The organism is Streptomyces sp. NPDC024555, assembly GCF_055559335.1.
This window is the reverse complement of the sequence record NZ_JBVHKV010000011.1, coordinates 174,978-200,251: the sequence shown is the minus strand read 5'-3', so window position 1 is coordinate 200,251 and position 25,274 is coordinate 174,978. Positions and strand designations below refer to the sequence as shown.

The 25,274-nt window shown below is 73.4% G+C and carries 19 protein-coding genes and 3 tRNA genes; 10 read left to right on the top strand and 12 right to left on the bottom strand.

Going from position 1 to position 25,274, the window contains the following annotated elements:
• Positions 1-82 precede the first annotated feature (82 nt).
• Complete coding sequence (locus ACZ4FH_RS20750) at positions 83-1,528, bottom strand: FGGY family carbohydrate kinase (RefSeq protein ID WP_467306428.1); 1,446 nt, start codon at positions 1,526-1,528, stop codon at positions 83-85.
• Between the two features lie 67 nt (positions 1,529-1,595).
• On the bottom strand, positions 1,596-1,895 hold the full coding sequence (locus ACZ4FH_RS20745) for a YtxH domain-containing protein (protein WP_467306563.1): 300 nt from the start codon (positions 1,893-1,895) through the stop codon (positions 1,596-1,598).
• Positions 1,896-2,086: 191 nt separating this feature from the next.
• Between ACZ4FH_RS20745 and ACZ4FH_RS20740 the strand changes: the two genes are divergently transcribed.
• The 4 genes from ACZ4FH_RS20740 to ACZ4FH_RS20725 all read left to right on the top strand — a co-directional run bounded on the left by ACZ4FH_RS20740 (position 2,087) and on the right by ACZ4FH_RS20725 (position 3,881).
• A tRNA-Asn gene (locus ACZ4FH_RS20740) sits at positions 2,087-2,159 on the top strand.
• Between the two features lie 5 nt (positions 2,160-2,164).
• Positions 2,165-2,237: transfer RNA gene (locus ACZ4FH_RS20735), tRNA-Asn, on the top strand.
• A gap of 166 nt (positions 2,238-2,403) precedes the next feature.
• Positions 2,404-2,477: transfer RNA gene (locus ACZ4FH_RS20730), tRNA-Ile, on the top strand.
• Positions 2,478-2,588: 111 nt separating this feature from the next.
• The gene (locus ACZ4FH_RS20725; protein WP_467306426.1) at positions 2,589-3,881 is read left to right on the top strand and encodes an MFS transporter; all 1,293 of its coding nucleotides are present in this window, start codon (positions 2,589-2,591) and stop codon (positions 3,879-3,881) included.
• A 58-nt stretch (positions 3,882-3,939) separates the two neighbouring features.
• Here the strand turns inward: ACZ4FH_RS20725 and ACZ4FH_RS20720 are convergent, their stop codons facing one another.
• The 3 genes from ACZ4FH_RS20720 to ACZ4FH_RS20710 are packed head-to-tail and all read right to left on the bottom strand — an operon-like array spanning position 3,940 to position 7,736.
• Positions 3,940-4,737, bottom strand: coding sequence for a VOC family protein (locus ACZ4FH_RS20720; RefSeq protein ID WP_467306425.1), 798 nt, complete (start codon positions 4,735-4,737; stop codon positions 3,940-3,942).
• Between the two features lie 46 nt (positions 4,738-4,783).
• Positions 4,784-6,286, bottom strand: coding sequence for a carboxyl transferase domain-containing protein (locus tag ACZ4FH_RS20715; RefSeq protein WP_467306423.1), 1,503 nt, complete (start codon positions 6,284-6,286; stop codon positions 4,784-4,786).
• Entirely contained in the window at positions 6,279-7,736 is a 1,458-nt protein-coding gene (locus ACZ4FH_RS20710; protein WP_467306421.1) for an acyl-CoA synthetase, read from the bottom strand. Before ACZ4FH_RS20710 ends, ACZ4FH_RS20715 begins: the two co-directional genes overlap by 8 nt.
• A gap of 315 nt (positions 7,737-8,051) precedes the next feature.
• Between ACZ4FH_RS20710 and ACZ4FH_RS20705 the strand changes: the two genes are divergently transcribed.
• Together ACZ4FH_RS20705 and ACZ4FH_RS20700 are read left to right on the top strand one after the other, a co-directional pair.
• The gene (locus ACZ4FH_RS20705; protein ID WP_467306420.1) at positions 8,052-10,505 is read left to right on the top strand and encodes a PQQ-dependent sugar dehydrogenase; all 2,454 of its coding nucleotides are present in this window, start codon (positions 8,052-8,054) and stop codon (positions 10,503-10,505) included.
• Between the two features lie 7 nt (positions 10,506-10,512).
• On the top strand, positions 10,513-12,693 hold the full coding sequence (locus tag ACZ4FH_RS20700) for a glycoside hydrolase family 99 protein (RefSeq protein WP_467306418.1): 2,181 nt from the start codon (positions 10,513-10,515) through the stop codon (positions 12,691-12,693).
• A gap of 70 nt (positions 12,694-12,763) precedes the next feature.
• On the opposite strand, the gene ACZ4FH_RS20695 is transcribed toward ACZ4FH_RS20700, so the two are convergent.
• On the bottom strand, positions 12,764-13,975 hold the full coding sequence (locus ACZ4FH_RS20695; RefSeq protein ID WP_467306417.1) for an MFS transporter: 1,212 nt from the start codon (positions 13,973-13,975) through the stop codon (positions 12,764-12,766).
• 132 nt (positions 13,976-14,107) lie between these two features.
• On the opposite strand from ACZ4FH_RS20695, the gene ACZ4FH_RS20690 reads away from it, so the two are divergent.
• Positions 14,108-14,539 carry an Lrp/AsnC family transcriptional regulator gene (locus tag ACZ4FH_RS20690; RefSeq protein ID WP_383632947.1) on the top strand — a complete coding sequence of 144 codons (432 nt, stop codon included), beginning with the start codon at positions 14,108-14,110 and terminating at the stop codon, positions 14,537-14,539.
• A gap of 48 nt (positions 14,540-14,587) precedes the next feature.
• Here the strand turns inward: ACZ4FH_RS20690 and ACZ4FH_RS20685 are convergent, their stop codons facing one another.
• From ACZ4FH_RS20685 to ACZ4FH_RS20670, 4 genes are all read right to left on the bottom strand, one after another.
• Positions 14,588-16,171, bottom strand: a complete 1,584-nt coding sequence (locus ACZ4FH_RS20685; RefSeq protein ID WP_467306415.1) for a sensor histidine kinase — start codon at positions 16,169-16,171, stop codon at positions 14,588-14,590.
• 13 nt (positions 16,172-16,184) lie between these two features.
• Positions 16,185-17,222: a rod shape-determining protein gene (locus ACZ4FH_RS20680; RefSeq protein ID WP_467306414.1), complete on the bottom strand. Its 1,038-nt coding sequence runs from the start codon at positions 17,220-17,222 to the stop codon at positions 16,185-16,187.
• Between the two features lie 173 nt (positions 17,223-17,395).
• Entirely contained in the window at positions 17,396-17,974 is a 579-nt protein-coding gene (locus ACZ4FH_RS20675; protein WP_467306413.1) for a hypothetical protein, read from the bottom strand.
• Between the two features lie 71 nt (positions 17,975-18,045).
• A complete protein-coding gene (locus ACZ4FH_RS20670; RefSeq protein ID WP_467306412.1) occupies positions 18,046-18,489 on the bottom strand; it encodes a MarR family winged helix-turn-helix transcriptional regulator in 444 nt (147 codons plus the stop codon).
• 125 nt (positions 18,490-18,614) lie between these two features.
• Between ACZ4FH_RS20670 and ACZ4FH_RS20665 the strand changes: the two genes are divergently transcribed.
• The 3 genes from ACZ4FH_RS20665 to ACZ4FH_RS20655 all read left to right on the top strand — a co-directional run bounded on the left by ACZ4FH_RS20665 (position 18,615) and on the right by ACZ4FH_RS20655 (position 22,182).
• Positions 18,615-19,634, top strand: a complete 1,020-nt coding sequence (locus ACZ4FH_RS20665; RefSeq protein ID WP_467306411.1) for an NADP-dependent oxidoreductase — start codon at positions 18,615-18,617, stop codon at positions 19,632-19,634.
• Positions 19,635-19,839: 205 nt separating this feature from the next.
• Positions 19,840-21,357: an arabinosylfuranosidase ArfA gene (arfA, locus tag ACZ4FH_RS20660; RefSeq protein ID WP_467306409.1), complete on the top strand. Its 1,518-nt coding sequence runs from the start codon at positions 19,840-19,842 to the stop codon at positions 21,355-21,357.
• A 45-nt stretch (positions 21,358-21,402) separates the two neighbouring features.
• On the top strand, positions 21,403-22,182 hold the full coding sequence (locus ACZ4FH_RS20655) for an EI24 domain-containing protein (RefSeq protein ID WP_467306408.1): 780 nt from the start codon (positions 21,403-21,405) through the stop codon (positions 22,180-22,182).
• A 3-nt stretch (positions 22,183-22,185) separates the two neighbouring features.
• Here ACZ4FH_RS20655 and ACZ4FH_RS20650 read toward each other — a convergent pair whose 3' ends face one another.
• Together ACZ4FH_RS20650 and ACZ4FH_RS20645 are read right to left on the bottom strand one after the other, a co-directional pair.
• Positions 22,186-24,126, bottom strand: a complete 1,941-nt coding sequence (locus ACZ4FH_RS20650) for a flavin monoamine oxidase family protein (RefSeq protein WP_467306406.1) — start codon at positions 24,124-24,126, stop codon at positions 22,186-22,188.
• 148 nt (positions 24,127-24,274) lie between these two features.
• The gene (locus tag ACZ4FH_RS20645; protein ID WP_467306404.1) at positions 24,275-25,273 is read right to left on the bottom strand and encodes an aldose epimerase family protein; all 999 of its coding nucleotides are present in this window, start codon (positions 25,271-25,273) and stop codon (positions 24,275-24,277) included.
• Position 25,274 lies beyond the last annotated feature (1 nt).

Here is a 25,274-nt window from a genome sequence, read left to right as displayed (position 1 = left end):
AAAATACGGACCGGGTCCACAATTTTCGCGGCCGGACTCACCGGGGGTCCCGCGCGCGTCACCATGCGTAGGACCCCACCCCTCAGCCCGCCGGGTCGAACGCCCCCGGATGGATCTGGTCCCGCGTCGCCACGTACTGCTGGCGCACCGCCTGCCCCACCGGCAGCTCGTCACCCGGCTCCAGCACCTGCGCCGCCGCCTCCTGCCACACCGGAGGCGTCCGCGCGTCCAGCGCGCCCTGCGAGACGCCCAGCGCCCAGGCCGCCTGCCGGGCCGCACCCAGCGCCGCGTACTGGGCCGGCTGCGGTACGACGATCTGCGTGCCGAGCAGCGCGGGGGCCAGCGCCTGGACGGCGGGCAGCTCGGCCGCGGCCCCCAGCAGGAAGACCCGGCGCACCTCGACGCCCCGGTCGCGCAGGACGCCCAGGGCGTCGGCCAGCGAGCAGAGCATGCCCTCGAAGGCGGCCCGCGCCAGATGCTCCGGCTTCATCGACTCGCGCCGCAGCCCGCACAACGTGCCGGCGGTGTGCGGCAGATCCGGGGTGCGCTCGCCCTCCAGATACGGCAGCAGCACCAGCCCCGAGGAACCGGGCGTCGACTTCAGGGCCAGCTCCGACAGCTCGTCGAGCCCGGCCAGCCCCAGCATCTCGGCCGTGCCGCGCAGCGCGCGCACCGCGTTCGAGGTGTGGACGACCGGAAGGTGCATACCGGTGGCGTCGGCGAAGGAGGTGATCATCCCGGTCGGATCGGCGAGCGCCTCGTGGTGCACGGCCATCACCGAGCCCGAGGCCCCCAGCGACACCACCGCGTCGCCGACCCCGACCCCGAGCCCGAAGGCGGCGGCCATCGTCTCGCCGGTCCCCGCCGAGATCAGCAGCCCCTCGGGCGTCGTCCCGGCCGCGTCGGCCGGGCCGAGCACCTCGGGGAGCGCCGCCTGCCGCCCCAGCGCCAGCTCGACCAGATCGGGCCGGTAGGCCGCCTCGCGCGCCGACCAGTACCCCGTACCGGACGCGGCCCCCCGGTCGGTGGTCCGCCGGGCCGGCCGCCCCAGCAGCTGCCACACCAGCCAGTCGTGGGGCTGGAGCACCGCGGCGACCCGCTGCGCCAGCTCCGGCTCGGTCCGCGCCAGCCAGCGCAGCTTCGCCACCGGCTGCGCGGCCTGCGGCACCGCCCCGACCGCCTCGGCCCAGGCCTGCCGCCCGCCCAGCCCGTCGACCAGGTCCGCGGCGGCCACCTGGGCGCGCTTGTCGTTGCCGAGCAGCGCCGGACGCACCGGATTGCCCTGGTGGTCCAGCGGCACGAGCCCGTGCTGCTGTGCGGCGACCCCGATGGCCTGCACCCCTTCGAGGAGCCCGCCGGTGGCGGCCTCACCGAGGGAGAGCAGCCAGGCCTGCGGGTCGACCTCGGCGGCCTTCGGGTCGACGGGATGCGCGGCGTACCCCTCGCGCAGCACGGCGCCCGTGTCCGTATCGCAGACCACGATGTGAGTGAAGGCGGATGAACTGTCCAAGCCGGCGACTATCCCCATGCACAGAATTCTGCCGCACCAGCGGCGGTTTCCCGTACCGATGGTGCGGCAGACGTGGCGCCGCGGCTCAGGTGTTCGTCGTCCCCCAGTCGTCCTCCAGGTCGCCGCCCCGCCCGCGCAGCGACCGCACCCGGTCCGCCACCGACGCCGGAACCTTCTCCCCGACCTTCTCGCCCACCGCGTGGTACGCCTTCCCCGCGAACTCGCGGCCGCTCTGGGCCGCCGTCTCGCAGGTGTTGCGCACGGCCGGGTTCTGGGCGAACCGGCGCGCGGACTTCCTCAGCTGCTCGTAACGTTCGCGCCCGGCCCGCGTGCCGAGCACGTAACCGAGCGCCACTCCGGCGATGAACGTGAGCCGGTACCGCATGGCTGCCACCCTTCCTTCGCTCCGTCTTCGCTCCGTGCGACGTGTGCTGCTCGCCTACCCGTGGGCGCCCGAGATCACCCCGGGCGATACCGATTGGCAAAGCACCCCCCTGCTTGCGCTAATGTATGTGTCGCAGCGAACGCGCGCCGCCCGGCAACAGCCAGGCAGGTACGTTCGAGGCAACGCAGCAATCCCCTGTAGCTCAATTGGCAGAGCAGCCGGCTGTTAACCGGCAGGTTACTGGTTCGAGTCCAGTCGGGGGAGCGCGATCCCCTGTAGCTCAATTGGCAGAGCATTCGGCTGTTAACCGGAGGGTTACTGGTTCGAGTCCAGTCGGGGGAGCGGATCGGAAGAGGACCCTCCGGGGTCCTTTTTCGTATGCCCGGAACCGGGCGTCGAGCAGCGCCGTCTTCAAGGTCACGAGTACCCGGGCACCCGGAGCGAGAGATCGTATGACCGGCTATGCTGCGGCAGACGGAGCGCACACATGTACGCGCCACGCCGAAACGGGGCGGTAGCTCAGCCGGTTAGAGCAGCGGACTCATAATCCGTCGGCCGTGGGTTCGAGTCCCACCCGCCCCACCGCACTGAAGAACCGGTTCGCCTTACCGGCCCGGCACACCGACGACGCCCCCGCTCCGGCGGGGGTCTCCTCGTTTCGGAGGGCTCCGTAGCCGGTCGATACCATCCCCTGTGACCGAATCCCTGACCGAAGCCACCGACGCGGCCGACGAGCCGACGCCACGGCGGCGGATATTCGCCGACCTGACGCCCCTGCGGATCTCGCCGGACTACCGGCGGCTGTGGTTCGGGAACACGGTGTCGTGGGTGGGGCAGGGGATGACCTCGCTGGCCGTGTCGTTGCAGGTGTACGACCTGACGGGGTCGGCGTTTTCGGTGGGGCTGATCGGGTTCTGCTCGTTGGTGCCGCTGGTGGTGTTCGGGCTGTACGGCGGGGCGATCGCGGACACGGTGGACCGGCGGAAGCTGGGGCTGGTGAGTGCGGCCGGGTCGTTTCTGCTGTCGGTGGGGCTGTTCGGGGTCACGGTGGCCGGGGTGGAGGCGGTGGGGCTGCTGTACGGGGTCGTGGCGCTCCAGGCGGTCTGCTTCGCGCTGAACTCACCGGCCCGCAGCTCGATGATCGCGCGGCTGCTGCCGGCCGAGCAGCTGCCCGCGGCGAACGCGCTGTCCTCGATGACCAGTACGACGGGGATGCTGCTGGGGCCGATGCTCGGCGGGCTGGTGGTCGGCTGGTGGGGGTACCGGGCCGCGTACGGGGTCGACGCGGTCACCTTCACGGCCTCGCTGTACGCGATGTGGCGGCTGCCCGCGATGCTGCCCGAGCGGGGCGAGGGGGAGACGGGGGCGGTCAAGCGCGCCTCGGTCCTGGACGGGCTGCGCTTCCTGGGCACCCGGCCCAATCTGCGGATGACGTTCTTCACCGACCTGTGCGCGATGGTGCTCGCCCACCCCCGCGCCCTGTTCCCCGTCGTCGCCGGGCTCTGGTACGGGGGCGACGCGAAGACCACCGGGCTGCTGGTCGCGGCCCCGGCGCTCGGGGCGCTCCTGGGCGGGGTGTTCTCCGGCTGGCTCGGGCGGATCCGGCGGCACGGACGGGCGGTGCTGTTCGCCGTGGCGAGCTGGGGCGCCGCCGTCGCCGCGTTCGGGCTGACCCGGCAGCTCTGGCTCGGGCTGGTGTTCCTGGCGCTCGCGGGCGCCTCGGACACCACCTCGATGGTCTTCCGGAACACCATGCTCCAGGCCGCCGTGCCGGACGAGATGCGCGGCCGGCTCCAGGGCGTGTTCATCGTCGTGGTGGCGGGCGGCCCGAGGCTCGGCGACTTCATCGCCGGGTCCGTCGCGGACCTGGCCTCCCCGGGCTGGGCCGTCACCGGCGGCGGGATCGCGTGCGTCCTCGCCGTGGGGCTGCTGGCGCTGCGGTGGCCCGGGTTCGCGCGCTACGACGCGCGCGCCCCCGAGGCCTGAGCCGTCAGGTGGGCGATCCCACGCCTGCCCGGGAGCGGGGAGCGGGGAGCCGGATGCGTCAGGACACGTCCGTGAGCGTCGGCATGTCGCCGCCCGTCGTGGTGCCGTCGATCAGCGAGAACGGTGCGCCCTGCGGGTCGGTCAGGGCGGCGAACCGGCCGAACGGGATGGTGAGCGGGCCGAAGCGGAGCGTCGCTCCGAGGGACTGCGCCTTCGCCACCGCCGCGTCGCAGTCGTCCACGGTGAAGTACACGTTCAGATACGGCGGCACCTGCGGCGGGAAGTCCTCCGTCATCTTCATCCGGCCGAGCACCGGGTCGGAGCCCAGGTCGTACAGGGTGAAGTCGACGGCGTCGTCCTCCATGCGCTTGACGCCGTACCCGAAGACGGCCGGGAAGAAGGCGTCGGCCTTCTCCGGATCCCGGGTGAAGATCTCGGCCCAGCTGTACGCGCCGGGGACGTTGCGGGCCTCGAAGCCCTGGTGGGTGCCGGGCTGCCAGACGCCGAAGACGGCGCCGCCGGGGTCGCTCGCCACCACCATCGTGCCGAACTCCCCGACCTGCATCGGTTCCACCAGGACCGTGCCGCCGTGCTCGCGGATCTTCGCGGCGGTGGCCGCGGCGTCCGGCGAGGCGAGGTACAGGCACCACGCCGACGGCACGTCGTGGCCCGGAGGCGGCGGCATCAGCGCGGCGACCGCCTTGCCGTCCGCGTACGCCTGCGTGTAGTTGCCGAACTCGGGCGACGACGCGCCGTACGTCCAGCCCAGCAGCTCACCGTAGAAGTGCTTGGCGGCGTCGAGGTCGGCGAACGTCGCGTCGGCCCAGCACGGTGTGCCCTCCGGCTCTGCGGCCATGACCGGTCATCTCCTCAGTCGATGAATGGCCCCCTCGCCACGCTAGTCACCCCGGCCCGCCCTCGCGCGGCGGCACGCCTCCGTCCTCCGGTGGAGCCGCCCCGACGACCGAGCGGGCCACCCCCAGCTCCACCAGGTCCTGCGGGCGCAGCCGCAGCTGGTCGGCGGTGGCCCGGACCCGGTCGGGGGAGCGTTTGAGGATCGCCGCGGCCAGTTCCGGGGCGATGACCGAGAAGTAGCTGTCGGCCGTCACATGGGTGCGGTCCGGGGACGCCAGGGCCAGCGCCCCGCCCGAACCGCCCTCGCCGATCACCAGGGTCGTGACCGGCACCCGGGCCGCCGCGATCGCCGCGAAGGCGTCCGCGATGGCCGGGCCCGCCCCGCTCCGCTCGGCCTCCGCGTCGTTGGCCGCGCCCGGGGTGTCCACCAGGGTGAGCACCGGGACGCCCAGCCGGCCGGCCAGCCGGATCACCCGGGCCGCCGTCCGGTAGCCCGCCGGGCGCGTCGCCGTACCGCACTGCGCGACGTACGCGACGGGTGCGCCGTCCCGCAGTCCGAAGCCGCACAGCAGCCCCGGGTCCCGGCCGCCGCAGCGGTCCCCGCTCAACGGCATCCGCAGGGCGAAGTAGGCGTCCAGATAGGTGTGCGCGCGGGGCCGCTCCGCGCTCCGCGCCCGCAGCACCGCGTCCCAGCCGGTCCGGGGCAGCTCCGTCGCGACGGGCGCGGAGGGGACCGGGGCGGGGGGCGGGAGTGGTGGGGCTGCCGGGGCCGGTGTGCCGGGGGCCGGGAGCGGTGCACCGTCCGGGAGCGGCGTGCCGCCGTCCGATACCGGCCACCCGGACACCGAAACGGTCGCGGACGCGTCCGTGCGGCGGCCCAGCAGCCGCAGCCAGTGGCCCACCGTCTCCCGCAGGTCCTCCGGAGCCACGATCGCGTCGACCTGGCCGGCGGCGAACTGGCCCTCCGCGGTGTAGGCGGACGGGTCGGCGTCGGGCGGCCGTACGCGGGATCCGGCGAAGCCGACCTGGGCCCCGGGCAGGGCGAGGATCACGTCGGCGCCCGCGCCCAGGGTCGCCCAGCCGCCGCCGGTCGTGGGGTTGCGGACCACCGCGATCTGGGCCGGCCCGGCCGCCCGGAGGCGGGCCGAGGCGCGGGCCACCCGGTGCAGCTGGGTGAGGGCGATCATGCCCTCCTGCATGCGGCTGCCGCCCGTCGCGATCAGGGAGACGAGGGGGAGGCCGCGCCGGGCGGCCTCCTCGTACGCGGCCTCCAGCCGGTCGCCGGTGCGCTGCCCGAGCGAGCCGCCGAGGAAGCCGAACTCGAAGGAGATCAGCACACAGCGCTGCCCGCCGACGGTGGCCAGGCCGTGCACGACGGACTCCTGCTCGCCGGTGCGTGCGGTGGCCCGGACGCGGGAGTCGGCGTACCCCTCCCAGTCGAGCGGTCCGTCACCCGCGGTGTCCCCGACCGGGGCGGTGGACTCGGTGAAGTCGTCGGTGAGCGCGGCGACGGCCGCACGGGCCGTCCCGCCCGCCGCCCGCTCAGCCATGGAGGGACCGCTTCATGATCTTGCCCAGGTCGTTGCGGGGGAGGGCGTCGAGATAGCGGACCGTGCGGGGGCGCTTGTGGGGGGAGAGCTGGGCGGCGACATGGGCGGCCAGTTCGTCGGCCGGGGGCGGGTCGGCCGGGTCGGCCGGGACCACCCAGGCGACGACGCGCTCGCCCAGGTCGGGGTCCGGTTCGCCGGTGACGGCGGCCTCCCGGACGCCCGGGTGGTCCAGCAGGGCGTTCTCGATCTCCCCGGCCCCGATCTTGTAGCCGCCGCTCTTGATCAGGTCCGTGGCCTTGCGGCCGACGATGCGTACATAGCCGTCGGGGTCGAGTGTGGCCATGTCGCCGGTCCGGAACCAGCCGTCGGCGGTGAGCGCGGCGGCGGTGGCGTCGGGGCGGTTGAGGTAGCCGGTGAACAGGTTCGGCCCGCGCACCTGGATCTCCCCGATGGCCGACGGATCGTCCAGCGGGGTGCCGTCCTCCTCGACCAGCCGCAGTTCCACGCCGCGCAGCGGGGCGCCGACCGTGCCGGGGCGGGGCGCGCCGTCGGCCCGTACGCCCGTGTTCATCAGGGTCTCCGTCATCCCGTACCGCTCGATGACCCGGCGGCCGGTCGCGGCGGCGATCCGCTCGTGGTCGTGGACGGGGAGCGCGGCCGAGCCGGAGACCAGCAGCCGGGCGCCCGCGAGCGCCTTCGTCAGACCCTCCGGGCCCGCCGGGTCCGCAAGCGCTTCCGCGAGCCTGTGGTACATCGTCGGGACGCCGAACAGCATCGTGCCGCCGTCGTTCAGCTCCCGGGCCACGCCCTCGGTGGAGAACCGGCCGAGATGGCGCACCGAACCGCCCCGGCGCAGCGGGCCGAGGATGCCGAGGATCAGCCCGTGGACGTGGAAGAGGGGCAGCGCGTGCACGAGGACGTCGTCGCCGGTCCACCGCCAGGCGTCCTCCAGTGCGTCCAGCGACGCGGCGATCGCCCGGCGCGGCAGCACGGCGCCCTTCGGCGGGCCGGTGGTGCCGGAGGTGTAGACGACGAGGGCGGCGGACTCCGGGGAGGGCTCGGGCGGGGCGGGGCGGACAGTGCCCGCGGCGGTCGTGGACACGTTGATCCGGGGCAGACCGGCCAGTGCCGGGGGCAGCGTCTCGCCCGCGGCGGCCAGCACGGCGGTGGGTGCGCTGTCGGCGACGATGTGGGCCAGTTCGCGTGCGCCCGTCTTCGGGTTGAGCGGGACGGCGGGGACGCCCGCGCGCAGCGCGGCCACCACCGCGACCACGGTGTGCGCGGTGGGCAGCGCCCACACGGCGACCGGTCCCGGGGCGGGGAGTTCGGCGGCCAGCGCGTCCGCCGCGGCGGCCAACCGCGCGTAGGACAGGGAGGTTTCGTCGAAGCGGACGGCCTCGCGGGCCCCCGCGGATCCGGTCGGGTCCTGGAGTGCAGGCAGAAGTGGCATCACTCTGCGCACCCTAGATCGGTGAAGCGCTTCCGGCCCTCGAATGTGCCTCGAAGCACGCCCCGACAGGGGTCGGGTCCGGGGGCCGATGGCTGTACGGGGCATCCTGCGCGAATTTGGATACAGGGTTGACTTATTAATTTTGCGTTGCCAGCATGCAAAAAGTTCACTCCGGGCGGAGCGCCAGTGCGGCAGACAAGAAAAAACCTGTCTGTGTCGGCGCGTCCGCCGTCCGCCCGGCCGCTCACGCACGTCGCAAAGCGCGACAGCGCCTTGCCTGACAACCCCACGCACCGTCAGGAAGGAACAGCGTCCATGCCCTTGTCATCCCCACGGTGGTGGAGAGCGCTCACGGCTCTCACCCTGGTGGCCGCCGGAGGACTCGCCTCCGGCACCGCGACGGCCGTCCCCACGGCGGACCGCGCCGCGGCGGAGATCCCCGCCGCCGACTACCAGCAGGTCCCCCTCGCCCTCGGCCCCGCCGAACTCGGCGAGGCGATGTCCCTCGCCGTCCTCCCCGACCGCTCCGTCGTCCACACCGCCCGCGACGGCACGGTCCGGCTCACCGACGCCTCCGGAGCCACCAGGACCGCCGGGAAGCTCAACGTGTACACGCACGACGAGGAAGGGCTCCAAGGCGTCGCCGCCGACCCGGACTTCGCCGTCAACCGCCATCTCTACCTGTACTACTCGCCCGCCCTGGACACCCCGGCCGGCGACGCCCCGGTGACCGGCACCGCCGCCGACTTCGAGGCCTGGAAGGGCCACCTCAACCTCTCCCGCTTCACCCTGAGGGCGGACGGGACGCTGGACACCGCCAGCGAGAAGGTGATCCTCGAAGTCCCCAACGACCGAGGCCAGTGCTGCCACGTCGGCGGCGACATCGACTTCGACGCGGCCGGGAACCTCTATCTGACCACCGGCGACGACACCAACCCCTTCGACTCCGCCGGCTACGCCCCGATCGACGAACGCACCGAGCGCAACCCGCAGTTCGACGCCCAGCGCTCCTCCGGCAACACCAACGACCTGCGCGGCAAGCTGCTGCGGATCACCCCCACGGCCGACGGCGGCTACACGGTCCCGGCCGGCAACCTCTTCGCCCCCGGCACCCCCCGGACCCGCCCCGAGATCTACGCGATGGGCTTCCGCAACCCCTTCCGGATGTCCGTCGACAGACCCACCGGCACCGTCTACATCGGCGACTACGGCCCCGACGCCGGAGTCACCGACCCGGCCCGCGGCCCCAGCGGCCAGGTCGAGTTCGACCGCGTCACCGGCCCCGGCAACTTCGGCTGGCCGTACTGCACCGGCACGAACACCGCCTCGGAGACGTACAACGCGTACACCTTCCCGTCCGGCCCCTCCGGAGCGAAGTACGACTGCGCGGGCGGCCCGGCCAACGACTCCTTCCGCAACACCGGTCTGCCGACGCTCCCGGCCGCGCAGCCGGCCTGGATCCGGTACGCGGGCGACGCCGGCTCCCCGCCCGAGTTCGGCGGCGGCTCCGAATCGCCGATGGCCGGCCCGGTCTACCACTACGACGCGGACCTCGACTCCTCGGTGAAGTTCCCCGCCTCGCTGGACGGCCGCTTCTTCGCCACCGAGTACGGCCGCAAGTGGATCAAGCCCGTGGAGGTGCGCGCCGACGGCTCCCCGGGGGCCATCGACACCTTCCCCTGGACCGGCACCCAGGTCATGGACTCCGCCTTCGGCCCGGACGGCGCGCTCTACGTCCTGGACTACGGCACCGGCTCGGGCAACCAGGCCCTCTACCGCGTCGAGTACCTGGCCGGCAGCAACCGCTCGCCCGTCGCCAGGGCCGCCGCCGACCGCACCTCCGGATCCACCCCGCTCGCCGTCGCCTTCTCCTCGGCCGGCAGCGAGGACCCCGAGGGCGGGGCGCTGCGCTACTCCTGGGACTTCGGAGACGGGACCACCTCCACCGAGGCCGACCCCCACCACACGTACACCACCGCCGGGACCTACCGCCCGACGCTCACCGTCACCGACCCCGAAGGGCTCACCGGCACCGCCAGCCTCGTGGTCACCGCCGGCAACACCGCCCCCTCCGTCACCCTGACCACCCCGGTGGACGGCGGGCTCTTCTCCTTCGGCGACTCCGTGCCCTTCACGGTCACCGTCACCGACCCGGAGGACGGCGCCGTCGACTGCGCGAAGGTCAAGGTCACCTATCTGCTCGGCCACGACAGCCACCGCCACCAGATCACCTCGAAGAACGGCTGCACCGGCACCATCGACGTCCCCGTCGACGGCGAGCACGACAGCGCCGCCGACATCTACGGGGTCTTCGACGCCGAGTACACCGATTCCGGCGGACTGACCACCCACAGCGACAGCATCCTCCAGCCGCGCCACCGCCAGGCCGAGCATTACACGGACTCCTCCGGCATCGAGATCGCCGGACACGGGCCCGCCGAGGGCGGCGCCACCGTCGGCTTCACCGACGACGGCGACTGGATCTCCTTCACCCCGTACGCGGTCGGCAACGCCTCCCGGATCGCGGCCCGGGTCTCCTCGGCCGGACCCGGCGGCACCATCGAGGTCCGGACCGGCTCCGTCGGCGGGCCCCTGATCGCCACGCTGAACGTCGCCCCGACCGGCGGCTGGGAGACCTTCACCGAGGTGAGCGCCGCCGTGCACGATGCCCCGGCCGCCCCCACCACGCTCTTCCTCGTCCTCAGGGGGCCGACCGGACAGGGCAACCTGTTCGACATCGACTCCTTCACCTTCGAGACGGCGGGGTGAGCGGCGCATGAGCCACCGTCCGCTCCGCCGCGCCCGTCACGCCGTGTGCGCCGCCGTCCTCGCCCTCGGCGCCGCGCTCCTGGCCCCCGTCCCCACGGCGGGCGCCGCGCCCGCCGCCGACCCGTACGACGTCCTCGTCTTCTCCCGGACCGCCGGATTCCGGCACGACTCCATCCCCGCCGGGATCACCGCGATCCAGCAGCTCGGCGCCGAGGGGGGCTTCACCGTCACCGCCACCGAGGACCCCGCCGCCTTCACCCCGCAGAACCTCGCCGGCTACGAGGCGGTCGTCTTCCTCAGCACCACCGGCGACGTCCTGGACACCGCGCAGCAGGACGCGCTGCTGGCGTACGTCGACGGGGGCGGCGGATTCGTCGGCGTCCACGCGGCCGCCGACACCGAGTACGACTGGCCGGACTACGAGCACCTGGTCGGCGCCTGGTTCAAGAGCCATCCGGCGATCCAGCAGGCCCGGGTCGTCACCGAGGACCGCACCCACCCGGCCACCGCCCATCTCGGCGAGAGCTGGACCCGCACCGACGAGTGGTACAACTACCGCACCGATCCCCGCGACGGCGTCCATGTGCTCCAGAGCCTCGACGAGAGCAGCTACACGGGCGGCGAGATGGGCGGCGACCACCCCATCACCTGGTGCCATCCGCAGGGTTCCGGCCGGTCGTTCTACACCGGCCTCGGCCACACCGCCGAGTCCTACGCCGACGCGGACTTCCGCCGGCTGCTGCTGGGCGGCGTCCAGTACGCCGCGGGCGCGGTGACCGCCGACTGCGGCGCGGGCGGCCAGGACCCCGGTGACGCCCCCGTCGAGGCGGAGGCGTACACCACGTCCTCCGGTGTGCAGAGCGCCCCGCACGCCGGGGCGAGCGGCGGGGCCACCCTCGGCTACCTCGACGACGGCGACTGGGCGGGCTACGCCGGGGTGGACACGGCCGGGGCGACCACGTTCACCGCCCGGGTCTCCTCGGCCGGCGCGGGCGGCACCGTCGAGGTCCGCTCCGGCTCGGCCACCGGGCCGCTGCTCGGCTCCGCGGCCGTCGCCCCGACCGGCGGCTGGGAGACCTTCACCGAGGTCACCACCCCCCTCGCGGCCACCGGGACGGGCCCGCTGTTCCTGCGGTTCACCGGGGGAGCGGGCGCGCTCTTCGACATCGACCGGTTCACCCTCGGGCGAGGCGGGGAACCGAAGGCGGCGCTCTCCAGGGACGTCCACCTCTTCTACTACCCGTGGTACGGGAACCCGGGCACCCACGGCAGCTGGCGCCACTGGGAACAGGGCGGCCACACCCCGCCGGACGACATCGGGGCCGACCTCTACCCGAAGCTCGGCCCCTACGACTCCGGTGACGTGGCGGGCGCCGTCGAGCAGCACATGAAGTGGATCGAGCGGTCCGGTGCCGGGGTCATCGTCTACAGCTGGTGGGGGCGCGGCGGCTACGAGGACGCGCTCGCCGGACGGGTGCTGGACGCCGCCGCCCGGCACGGCGTCCGGGTCGCCTGGCACATCGAGCCGTACAGCGGCCGGACCGCGGCCTCCGTCGTCGACGACATCGCGTATCTGAACGCGACGTACGGCGGCCACCCCGCCTACTACCGGGACGCGGAGCACGGCAACCGCCCCGCGTTCTACGTCTTCGAGAGCCTGCGGATCCAGGACTGGTCCGCCCTGGACGCCGTACGGGACACCGCCGTCGTCCTCGCCCAGACCACCGACACCACCAAGGTGGCGCACTTCGGCGGGCTCTACACCTACGACGGCATCGCCGGGGCGACCGCCCCGGGCTGGCGGCAGGCCGGGGAGTACGCGAAGGCCAACGGCCTGGTCTGGGCGCCCTCGGTGGCCCCCGGCTACCTCGACGACCGGGCCGTGCCGGGCAACACCACCCCGACCCTGGACCGGGACGACGGCGCCGCGTACGACCTGGAGTGGAGCAACGCCCTGGACCCGGCCATCGGCGGATCACCCACCTGGGTCTCCGTCACCTCGTTCAACGAGTGGCACGAGGGCAGCCCGATCGAACCGGCGTCGAGCACCCCGCCGGCCGGACACGGCTACCGGACCTACGAAGGGGCGTACGGAAGGACCGGTGAGGCCGCCGAGACGGCCTACCTCGACCGGACGGCGTACTGGGCCGGGCGGTTCGAGGCCGGACAGCGGGCCGCGGCCCGCTGAACCGGCACCCACGGCGAACGGCAGCGTTCCGGCGGGAACGCTGCCGTTCTCGTATGCGGCGGGGAGGCGCTCAGGCGTCCCGCCGGATGTTCCGCATGCGCCCGTACGCGTACACGCAGCCCGCCAGCGCCAGATCGGACAGCAGCATGAAGCCGATCGAGTACGAGCCCTTCGCGCTGTAGATCGCGCCCATCACCAGCGGTGGCACGAAGCCGCCGAGACCGCCCATGGCGCCGACGATGCCGGTCACACTGCCCACCTTGGCCTGCGGGGTGACCTGCGAGACCAGGGCGAAGACGCTGCCGCTGGAGGTGCCGAGGCCGGCCGCCATGCAGAGCAGCGCGATCGTGCCGCCGGGCGACAGCTCGGGGTCGAAGGCCTGCACGATCGCGGTCACGGCGGCGAGGCCCAGCGCGGCCGAGGTCACGATCGCCGGGTGCATCCGGTCCGAGAGCCAGCCGCCGATCGGCCGGAAGATGACCGTGACCAGGGCGAACCCGGCCGCCTTGGTGCCGGCGTCGGTCGGCGTCAGTTCGTACCAGGTCTTCAGGTACGTCGGCAGATAGACGCCGAAGGCCACGATGCCGCCGAAGCCGATCGCATACAGCGCGGACAGCTCCCAGGTGACCCGCAGCCGGCCCGCCGCGCCCAGCCGGGTGGCGAGCGAGTCGGTGGGCACCTGGCGGTCCGGGCGGTCGCTGACCAGCACCGCCGCCAGCGCCGCGTAGACGACCAGGGCCCCGGCCACCACGAGGAACGGCAGGTTGTCGCCGTGCTTGGCGATGCGCGGGGTGAAGTAGCCGGACAGCGCGACGCCGCCCATGCCCATGCCGAAGACACCGAGCGCCAGACCCCGGTCGGAGGGCGGGAACCAGGAGTTGACCAGCGGGATGCCGATGGCGAACGTGGTTCCGCCCAGGCCGAGGAGGAAGCCCACGGCCAGCATCGCCCCGTAGGAGTCCTTCGCCGGGATCAGCAGCACCACCGGCACGATGGTCAGCGCCGAGACCAGCGGGAACATCAGCCGGGCGCCGTACTTGTCGGTGAGCGCGCCCACCGGGATGCGGCCCACCGAACCGACCAGCACCGGCACCGCGACCAGCAGCGACTGCTGGAAGGAGCTGAGGCCGAGCCGGTCCTTGTAGTCCGCGGACATCGGCGCGATCAGATTCCACGCCCAGAAGGTGAGCGCGAAGCCGATCGTGGCCATCACGAGGTTGCGGTAGGCGCCGGAGGGCGGGGCGTCGGCCGGCGCGGGGGACTGCTTGGCGGCTGTTTCCACAGCACCAGTCAAGAGCGGGTGCCGGTCACCGGCCCGCCGGACTGGGCCGAACGGGGAGGCCGGACGGCCCCCGGGACCGGGCCTCCCGCCTCCCCGCAGTCGCAATCCAGAAGAAACTGGGACAATCGCGGTATGGATCGTCTGGACAGGGAAATCCTCGGCGCCCTCCAGGAGGACGCACGGATCTCGTACCGCGACCTGGGCGCGCAGGTCGGACTGAGCGCCAACGCGGCCGCCGACCGGGTGCGCCGGCTGCGCCGCGACGGCGTCATCCGGGGCTTCACCGTGATCATCGACCCGGCCGCCGACACCCGGACCGGCCTGGTCGTCTTCATCGACGTCAGCCTGCGGTCGGACACCACCCACGAGGTCTTCGAACGCGCCGTGCTCACCCTCCCCGGGATCACCGAGGTGATCCATGTGACGGGCCCCCACGACTACCTCGTCCGGGCCACGGCCGCCGACACCGCCGCACTGGACACGCTGCTGCGCCGCCTCAAGCGCGAGGCGGGCGTCGCCCACTCCACCACCCGGATCGCCCTCAGGGCCGGCGCCGGATCGTGACCGGGGCGCGGACGGAGGCCCCGGGCACGTCCGTCCGCCGCACGGGCCCTACAGCGGCTCCTGCCAGGTGACCGGCGGGACCCGCGCCCCGTCCGGCCCGCGCCCGTCGTCCGCGACCGAGAGCCGCACCGCCGCCCGGCCGTCCGGGAGCACCGTCGTCGCGTCCACCTCCACCTCGATCGCCGACACCCCGCTGTGCCGGTGCGCGGCGGCCAGCGCCCCGCGCAGCGCCGCCAGCAGCCGGTCCGCCACATCCGCGCCCACCAGGGCGTCCACCGGCCCCTCGAAGTGCACCGAGGGCGGGAAGCCGAGCAGCGCGGCCGCCCCGCCGGTCTCCCGCAGCACCTGGCCCCGGAAGGTCGTCGGCGCCTCGGCGGGCGGCTGCTGGAGGGCGAAGATCGCGGTCCGCACCTCCTGGATCGTGGAGTCCAGCTCGTCCACGGCCCGGCCGAGCAGCTCGTCCGTCTCCGCGGCGGCGGTCCGGCGGCGGGTGGACTCCAGCATCATCTCGGTGGCGAACAGCCGCTGGACGACGAGATCGTGCAGATCGCGGGCGATCCGGTCCCGGTCCTCGTAGACCGCCAGCTGCTCGCGGTCGTGCTGGGAGTCGGCCAGCACCAGGGCGAGCGCGGCCTGCGAGGCGAACTGGGCGGCCAGCAGCCGTTCCACATCGGTGTACGGCCGGGCGCCGCGCCCGCGCGGCAGGGCCAGCGTGCCGATCAGCCGCCCGCCGCTCTGCAGCGGCAGCATCATGCTCGGGCCGAAGCGCGACCGGACCGGGGTGGTCATCCGGGGGTCGGTCGCCGAATCGTCGACGAAGACGGCCTCGCCGCCCAGCAGCTGTTCCAGGACCGGGGAGCCGGGCGCGATCGCGGTGCCCACCAGACCGGCCGGGTCCTCCCGGGTGGAGGCGGCGACGATCTCCATGCCGCCCTCCTCGGTCGGCTGGAGGATCACCCCGGCCACCGCGTCGCTCAGCAGCCGGGCCCGCTCGGCCACCGTCATCAGCGCGTCGGAGACGTTCTCGCCGGTCAGCAGGGTGTTGGTGACCGCGGCCGCGCCCTCGATCCAGCGTTCGCGCTGCCGGGCGCTCTCGTACAGCCGGGCGTTGCCGATCGCGATGCCCGCCTGGTCGGCGAGGACCCGCAGCAGGGTCGTGTCCGTGTCGGTGAAGGTCCCGGTCCGCTTGTCGGCGAGGTAGATGTTCCCGAAGACCCTGCGGTGGACCCGGACCGGGGCGCCGAGGAAGGAGTGCACCGGGGGATGGCCGGGCGGCACCCCCGAGGAGCGCGGATCGGCCGCCAGATCGTCCGAGCGCAGCGGCCGGCACTCCTCGATGAGGGCGCCGAGCAGACCCGTGTGCCCGTTGGGCAGCGCGCCGACCGCCCTCTTCTCGTCCGGGCTCAGCCCGGTCACGTACAGCTCGCTGATCGTGGTGCGGCCGGGGCCGAGGACGCCGAGCGCCCCGTAGCGGGCGTCGGTCAGCGCGGTGGCGGTGTCGATGATCTGCTGGAGGGTGGCCCGCAGCTCCAGTTCGGTGCCGACGGCGAGCACCGCCTCCAGCAGTTTCGGCAGCAGCGGCGACCTGGGGACGCCGGGCGCGGGCGCCGCCTCCTCCGGGGGACCGTTCATCGGCGCCCGCGGCTCAGCCGGCGAGCGGGTCGAGGACCATCGGGCTGATCTTGCCGTCCAGCATGGCGCCGAGCCCGAGGACGGAGCAGGTGTCGGGGCGTTCGGCGATGTGCACCGGCACGCCCGTGGCGTTCCGGAGCATCTGGTCGAGCCCGGGGAGCAGGGCGCTGCCGCCGACCATCATGATCCCGGAGTCGGCGAGATCGGCCACCAGATCGGGCGGGCAGTCCCGCAGCACCTTGCCGAGGCCGTCGAGGACGGCGGTCAGCGGGGTGTGGATGGCCTGGCGCACGGCGGCGGTGTCGACCTCCACGGAGCGGGCCAGGCCGGTGGCCACGTCCCGGCCGTGGATCTCGGTCACGGTGGGGCCCTGCGCGGTCAGGCCGTTGCCGCTGAGGGCCAGCTGGAGCGGGCGCACGGACTGGCTCGGCAGCATCAGCTCGTGGTGCTGGCGCAGATGCTGGATCACGGCGGCGTCGATCGCCTCGCCGCCGATCGGGATGCGCACGGCGGTCACGATCGAGCCGAGCGAGAGCACCGCGATCTGGGTGGTGGCCGCCCCGCACACCATGATCATGGTGGCGGTCGGCTGCTCGACCGGGAGCCCGCAGCCGACGGCCGCCGCGATCAGCGTGTCGACCAGCTCGACCCGGCGGGCGCCGAGACCGACCAGGGTCTCGACCGCGGCGCGCTGGGCCAGCGGATCGCTCTCGTGCGGAATGCAGGCGGCGGCCCGCAGCCGCGGCTTGCGCCGCAGCTGGCGGCGGAGCTTCTCGCCCAGCAGATGGCGCAGCATGCGCTGGGCCATCTCGATGTCGACGACGGTGCCGCCGGAGACCGGACGGACCACCCGGATGTAGTGGGGCGTACGTCCCGTCATCTGGTCGGCGAGCGCGCCGACCGCGATGAGCGAGCCCGTACGGGTGTTGACGGCGGCGACGCTCGGTTCGTCCACGACGAGCCCGAGCCCCTTGACGTACACCCGGGTCCGGGCGGCCCCGAGGTCGACGGCGACATGGCAACGGCGCAACTGCTCAAGGCTGACGGTCACGGCAGGTTCTCCCGAGAGCGCTGAGGGGGACCGACGGGCAGCCGGTTCTCTTCGCATCGTGCGCCGTTCGTGGGCGTGGTGCGCGCTGGGGTACGCCGGAGGAGGGACGGAGCTGACGGCGTGTCGGACCCGGACCGCCCGGCCGCGGGGGCGGCCCGGGAACGGGCCCCGCCTCAGCCGTCCGCGCGGCCGGGCAGCAGCCGCTGGAACAGCCCCCAGGTGAACTCCGCGACGTACGGGGTGCCGGTGGCGCCGTCGGTGAACGCGAGCGCCCAGCGGGTCGGCGCGCTGCCCTCCATCGGACGGACGGGCGCGAAGGCGCGGGCCACCTCGTCCACCGTGCACGACCAGGGCAGCAGGGTCGCGGCCGGGCCGAGGGCGGGGGAGGGCGCGCCCGGCGCCCGGACCAGCCACGCGTTCCACACCGCGCCGCCCGGGGCGGCCATCACCTCGAACCGCAGCTCCGGCCAGAGCGGCACCGGCCACAGCAGCGCGTCGCACTCCAGATCGCCGATCACGCGCCGCTCGGACGCCTCGGGCTCGCCCAGCACCGAGCGGTAGCGGCGCAGCGCGCCCCGCCCCCGGGGCGCCCGGCTCATCGCCTGCCAGCGGCGGTTGGCCTCGCGCATCTCGGAGAGCGGGGCGCCGAGGGCGTGCCGGGCGTCCTCGACCAGTCCGGGCTGGTGGTCGGCCATCCGGCGCAGCAGGACGAGCTGGAACTCACGGGGGCCGAAGGGGGCGGCGGCGGTCATGGGCCCCACGCTTCCACATCCGGGCGGGCGCCCGGGGCGCCGGCGGTCGGTGTGGGCCCGGCCGGGGGGAGTCAGCGCGGGGCGGCCGGATCCAGTCCGAGCATCCGCCGCAGCAGATCGCGCAGGGTGGCCCGGTCGGCCTCGGAGAGCCCGGCCAGCGGTTCGCCCGCGAAGTCCAGCGAGTCGCGCAGCTCCCGGGAGGTGCGGGCGCCCAGTTCCGTGGGGGCGGCCAGCTTGACGCGCCGGTCGGCCGGATCCGGGCGCCGCTCGACGAGGCCGCGCGCCTCCAGCCGGTCGATGATGCCGGTCACGTTGGACGGCTCGCACTTCAGCTTCTGGGCGATGCGGCGCATCGGCAGCGGGTCGAGGGCGAGGAGCCCGAGCACCCGGGCCTGGGCGCCGGTGAGCCCGTGCGCGGACGCGGCCTGCTCGTACTCGTCGTAGTACCGCGCGACGACGGTGCCGATCAGCTCGACGACTTCGAGGGTCAGCGGGTCTGTTCGGGGGGACGCCATACCGGTCAGGATACCCGGTTACTTGACAACATGAAATATCTGGGCGCATGGTTGTTTCACCTCATGAAGCTTTTGCGCCCCACCGGCGCGGCTTCCACCCCCGCACTCCGAGGAGACCCCCAGCGATGTCTTTCACCCTTCCCACGTCCGGCCGCGCTTGGCACCTGGTCGCCCGTCCGCACGGCTGGCCGAAGGCCGAGGACTTCGCGCTGCGCGAGGAGCCCGTCACCGCCCCCGCCGAGGGCCGGGTCCTCGTGCGCAATCTGCACTTCTCGGTCGACCCGTACATGCGCGGCCGGATGAACGACGTGAAGTCCTACGTCCCGCCGTTCAAGCTCGACCACCCCATGGACGGCGGGGCGGTCGGCGAGGTCGTCGCCTCGAACGCCGAGGGCTTCCAGGTCGGCGACCACGTCCTGCACGGCCTCGGCTGGCGCGAGTACGCCTCGGTGCCCGCGGAGCACGCGGTGAAGGTCGACGCCTCGCTCGCCCCGCTCTCCGCCTACCTCGGCGTGCTCGGCATGACCGGTCTCACCGCCTACGCCGGACTGTTCGACGTGGCCTCCTTCAAGGAGGGCGACGCGGTCTTCGTCTCCGGCGCGGCCGGCGCGGTCGGCAGCCAGGTCGGCCAGATGGCGCGGATCAAGGGCGCCTCGCGGGTCATCGGCTCGGCCGGCTCCGACGAGAAGGTCAAGCTCCTCGTCGAGGAGTACGGCTTCGACGCGGCCTTCAACTACAAGAACGGCCCCGTGGCGGAGCAGCTGCGCCAGGCCGCCCCCGACGGCATCGACGTCTACTTCGACAACGTCGGCGGCGAGCACCTGGAGGCCGCGATCTCCTCGTTCAACGTGCACGGCCGGGCCACCATCTGCGGCATGATCGCCCAGTACAACGCCACCGAGCCGACCCCCGCCCCGCGCAACCTCGCCCTCGTCATCGGCAAGCGCCTGCGCCTCCAGGGCATGCTCGTCGGCGACCACTACGGCCTCCAGGACCAGTTTGTCCGCGAGGTGGCCGGCTGGCTGTCCTCCGGTGAGCTGAAGTACCGCGAGACCGTCGTCGAGGGCATCGAGAACGGCTTCGACGCCTTCGACGGACTGCTCCGCGGCGAGAACACCGGGAAGATGATCGTCACCCTCGGCTGACCCGCGCCCGCCCGCGAAGGGGGCCGCACTCCCCACGGGGTGCGGCCCCCTCGGCGTGTTCCGGGACTCCCGGGCGGAATTCCGGTGCGGGCCATTGACGCGCAAGCGCTTCGATTCTACGGTCCGTTCGAAGTTACGGCCACCATTCGAAATCTCGAACATGTCGTACGCGCGCCGCCCGGTGCGCCGGACCCCGAAGGACGTCATGACCCGCACCGCCCGCTTCACGCTCGACCCCGCGTTCACCGTCGGAGACGTCGACCCCCGCCTCTACGGCTCGTTCGTCGAGCACCTCGGCCGCTGCGTCTACGACGGCCTCTACGAGCCCGGCCACCCCGCGGCCGACGACGCGGGCCTGCGCACCGACGTCCTCGCACTCGTCCGCGAACTCGGCGTCACCGCCATCCGCTACCCCGGCGGCAACTTCGTCTCCGGCTACCGCTGGGAGGACGGCACCGGCCCCGTCGACGAACGGCCCCGCCGGCTCGACCTCGCCTGGCGCTCCACCGAGACCAACCGCTTCGGGCTCTCCGAGTTCATGGACTTCCTCCGGAAGACCGGCCCGCAGGCCGAGCCGATGCTGGCCGTCAACCTCGGCACCCGGGGCGTCGAGGACGCGCTCGCCCTCCAGGAGTACGCCAACCACCCGTCCGGCACCGAACGCTCCGACCGCCGCGTCGCCCACGGCGACAAGGACCCCTTCGGCATCCGGCTGTGGTGCCTGGGCAACGAGATGGACGGCCCCTGGCAGACCGGCCACAAGACCGCCGAGGAGTACGGCAGGACCGCCGCCGAGACGGCCCGCGCCATGCGCCAGATCGACCCCTCCGTCGAACTCGTCGCCTGCGGCTCCTCCAGCCGCGCCATGCCCACGTTCGCCGCCTGGGAGGCGACCGTGCTCGCCGAGACCTACGACCTCGTCGACTACGTCTCGCTGCACGCCTACTACGAGGAGACCGGCGGCGACCGCGACTCGTTCCTGGCCTCCGCCGTCGACATGGAGTCCTTCATCGAGGCCGTCGTCGCCACCTGCGACCACGTCGGCGCCCGGCTGAAGTCGGAGAAGAGGATCAACCTCTCCTTCGACGAGTGGAACGTCTGGTACATGACCCGCAGCCTCCAGGAGGCCGAGGCCCACCCGCTCGACTGGCCCGAGGCACCCCGGCTGCTGGAGGACAACTACTCCGTCACCGACGCCGTCGTCGTCGGCAGCCTCCTCATCGCCCTGCTGCGCCACGCCGACCGGGTGTCCGTCGCCTGCCTGGCCCAGCTGGTCAACGTCATCGCCCCGATCATGACCGAGCCCGGCGGCCCGGCCTGGCGCCAGACCACCTTCTTCCCCTTCGCCCTGACGGCCCGCCACGGACGCGGCCGGGTCCTCGACGTCCGCGTCGACTCGCCCACGTACGACACGGCCAAGTACGGCGAGACGGACCTGCTGCACGCCACCGCGGTCCACGACCCGGAGACCGGCGCGGTCACCGTCTTCGCGGTCAACCGGGGCCGGGACACCGCCCTGCCCCTCGACATCGCCCTGCACGGACTGGAACTGACGGAGGTCACCGAGCACCAGGTCCTCGCCGACACCGACCCCGAGGCCCGCAACACCCTCGACGAGCCCGAGCGCGTCGCACCCCACCCGGCCGAGGGCACGACCCTGGAGGCGGGCGTGCTCCACGCGGTGCTGGAACCGATGTCCTGGAACATGATCCGGCTGGTCTGACGGGTGCCGGACGGGGCCCTCCGGGGCCCCGTTACGCTGACGCCCATGCGTGATCTCGGGGCGGGCTTCGGTTATCTGGTCAAGGGTCAGCGCTGGGTCGCCGGCCACGGCCGCTGGTTCGGCTTCGGGCTGCTCCCCGGCCTCATCACCCTCGTCCTGTACGCGGGCGCCCTGATCGGCCTCGCCTACGGGGCCGACGACCTCGTGGACTGGGCGACACCCTTCGCCGACGACTGGTCCTCGCCCTGGAACGGGCTGCTGCGCACCACGCTGACCGTGCTCGTCTTCGCCCTCGGCCTCTTCCTCGCCGTCATCACGTTCACCGCCGTGACGCTCCTGGTCGGACAGCCCTTCTACGAGGCGCTGTCCGAGGAGGTCGAACGGGCCGAGGGCGGCGAGGTCCCCGAGTCCGGGCTGCCGCTCTGGCGGGAGCTGTGGATCTCGGCCCGGGACAGCGTGCGCGTTCTGGCCCGGGTCGCGCTCTACTCCGTCCTGCTCTTCGCGTTCGGCTTCGTGCCGGTCGCCGGCCAGACCGTCGTCCCGGTCATCGGCTTCTGCGTCACCGGCTACTTCCTCGCCGAGGAGCTCACCGCCGTCGCCCTCCAGCGCCGGGGCCTGGTCCTCAAGGACCGGCTCGCCCTGCTGCGCGGCCGCCGGCTGCTGACCCTCGGCTTCGGCGTCCCCCTCGGCCTCGCCTTCCTCGTCCCCTTCGTCGCCGTCCTCCTGATGCCCGGAGCCGTCGCCGGAGCGACCCTGCTGGCCCGCGACCTGGTGGGCGGGGACGCGGCCGGGGACGGCTCGGGCGACGGCAAGGAGGACGACTGACCGTCAGCTCGCGTGGACCTCCAGGGCCGCGCGCACCGCCGATTCCAGCGCGCCCTCGATCCAGGCCGGCTTGACGGAGGTGTGGCAGCCCGCGAAGTGCAGCGGGCCCTCCACCGACCGGATGTCGGCGAGGAGTTCGGTGTGCTGGCCGGGGAGCAGCACGGACGCCTCGCCGTACGCGTACGGGTCGCGCATCCACGACTGGGTGGCGCCGACGCCCGTGTAGAAGACCTCGATCCGCTGCCCGTACACGTCCTGCACCCCGCCCAGGGCGTGCGGATAGCGCTCGTCGTCGTCCAGGGAGTCCCACTTCAGGGCGTCGTCGGCCCAGCTGTACGACGCCAGGAGGACACCGCCCTTGCTGCCGGGGACCGGGTGGGAGGGCTGGTACATGAAGCGGTTGGCGTTGTCCGTGACCGAGCCGCCGCCGATGACGTGGGCGGCCTCGGGCTGGTTGCGCGCGGTCGCCCGGTACGCGGCGTAGTGCACGCGCTGGTTGGGCGGGATGTGGCCGGCCGGCACCGAGGGGTGGGCGCCCAGCAGCGAACCGTCCGCCGGGGCCCTGCCGAGGCGGTAGTCGTCGTACAGACCGGGCCGGACCGCGTCCAGCTCCCGCTTCCAGTCCTTCTCCTCGAACTCCCACCAGCGGCGGCTGAATTCGAGCAGCACCTTGGTGGCCGAGTCGTAGTGGACCTCGGTGATCGCGCGCCGCTTGCCGTACGAGAGCGCGGGCGTGACCGGGACGTGGCGCAGTCCGGAGAACGGCACGGTGACGATCGCCCGGTCCCCGGTGAAGGTCTCCCGCACGACCGTGCCGTCGCGGCCCTCGGACACCGTCTCGACCCGCACCCCGTCCTCGCCGTGGGTGATCCGGGCCGCCCGGCGGTCCAGGTGCACCAGCTTCTTCACCGGCGCGTACATCGCGTCGGCCAGCGTCGCCGTGCCCTCGGGCAGTTCGTAGAAGGCGGTGTCGGGGCTGATCAGGGCGGCGCCGATGAAGCTGTGCACGAAGGCCAGCGGGAGCCGGGAGGTGAGGTTCTCGACGGTGCCGATCAGATCGATGGTGCGCTCGTCGAGCTTGGCGGCCTCGGTGAGGAAGCGGAACATCGACCAGTGCCCGTAGCGCTGGATGACCCGGGCCCAGCCCTCGACCAGCTCCGAACCCTCCTTGCCCTCGAACTCCGCGCGCACCGGGGCGAAGGCCTCGCGCACGATGACGGCCGCGGGCTTGTCCTCGAAGGCGGCGGGGACCCCGAAGGAACGGTTGACCGCCTGCGGCTTCTTCGCGTAATCCGCCTTGCGGACCCGGATGCCGTTGACGTGGATCCAGGTGTGGTTGACGGGCTTCCCGGTCGGGTCCACGTCGACCAGGTAGAAGCGGCGGCGCTTGAGGCCGAGGCTGTCCATCAGCCCGGTGACGAGCGGGTGGCTGTCCGGAATGCGCATCGCCCCGGCCTCGGCGTACTGCTTCGGATCGGCGAACGGGGCCTTGGCGTGCTCGTGGCCGCCGGTGCGGAAGGTCTTGATCCGGCCGCCGACCCGGTTGCCGTTGGCCTCGATGACGGTCACCTGGTGGCCGGCCTCGTGGAGCAGCCGGGCGGCGGCCAGTCCGGCCGGGCCGGCGCCGACGACCAGCACCTTCTTGGGCGCCTTGCGGCTGCGCGGCAGCCCCTTGGTCAGCAGGACGTCGCGGTAGTGCGGGACGAGCGAACGGTCCTGCTCGTCCCGGACGAGGATCGCGCGCGCGACCTCCAGGCAGGCGTTCCAGTCGGAGCCGGGGGCCGCGAGGGGGGCGGCGGGGGCCGCGGGGACGGCGGCGCCCGCCGGGGTGGCCGTGGTGGCGGCGAGGGCGGCGGCACCGGCCGCGGCCCCCGCGGCGGCCCCCGCGATCAGGGAACGGCGGGAGGGCAGGGCGGACGTGGGCCCGGAGGGTTCGGTAGTCATGCCGACACCCTGGGGGGCGTGGAACGGGGCGCATTGCGCGAACGCGCGTAGATCCGCCCGGAATCACCCGCAGGTGCCGCAAGCGATCTTGTCGTACTGCCGCCCGTACGACGTCGCCGCAGGTGGAACCGTTCCTGCCGACGTCCTGTCAGCGCACCCCGAAGCCGTAGACCGTGGTCGACCCGTACACCTCGCCCGGCCGCAGCACCGTGCTCGGGAACTCCGGCCGGTTCGGCGAGTCCGGGAAATGCTGGGTCTCCAGCGCGATCCCGGCGCACGGGCCGAACGGCTGCCCGTCGAAGTGGTCCGCGGTGTACAGCTGCAGGCCCGGCTCCGTCGTCGTGACGGTCAGGACGCGCCCCGACACCTCGTCGTACAGCTCGGCGGCCGGGCCCTCCACCGCTTCGTCCAGCACGAAGTTGTGGTCGAACTCCTTGGAGACCGGACGCGGCTCCCGGAAGTCGAAGCGGGTCCCCTCCACCGGCAGGAACTCGCCCGTCGGCAGCGACTCCCCGTCGGCCGGCGTGATCCGCCCCGCCGCGATCCGCAGCCGCTGGCCCAGCGCGCTGCCGGAGTCCGCGCCCGCCAGGTTCCAGTACGTGTGGTTCGTCAGATTGACCACGGTCGGCGCGTCCGTCGTCGCCCGGTAGCCGATCCGCAGCGCCCCGTCCTCGTCCAGGGTGTACGCCACCGTCACCTCCAGCCGCCCGGGGAAGCCCTCCTCGCCGTCCGCGGAGACCAGCGACATCTCCACCCCGCCCGGGACCTCGCGGGTGTCCCACACCCGCTTGTCGAAGCCCGTCGCCCCGCCGTGCACATGGTTGCGGCCCTCGTTGCGGGTGAGGTGGTGGGTCCGCCCGTCGAGCGCGAACGCGGCTCCGCCGATCCGGTTGGCGTACCGCCCGACGAGCGCGCCGAAGTACGGCCCGGTGTACCGGAGGTACGAGGCCAGGTCCGGCAGCCCCAGCGCCACCGGGGCGACGGCGCCGTCCCGGTCCGGCACCTCGACGGACTGCACGATCGCGCCGTACGTCAGCACGCGCACCCGCGTGCCGCCCCGTTCCAGCGTCCAGCGGTGCACGGCGGTGCCGTCCCCGAGGGTGCCGAAGTGTTCCGTGCGCGTGACCGTGGTCGAACTCGTGTCCATG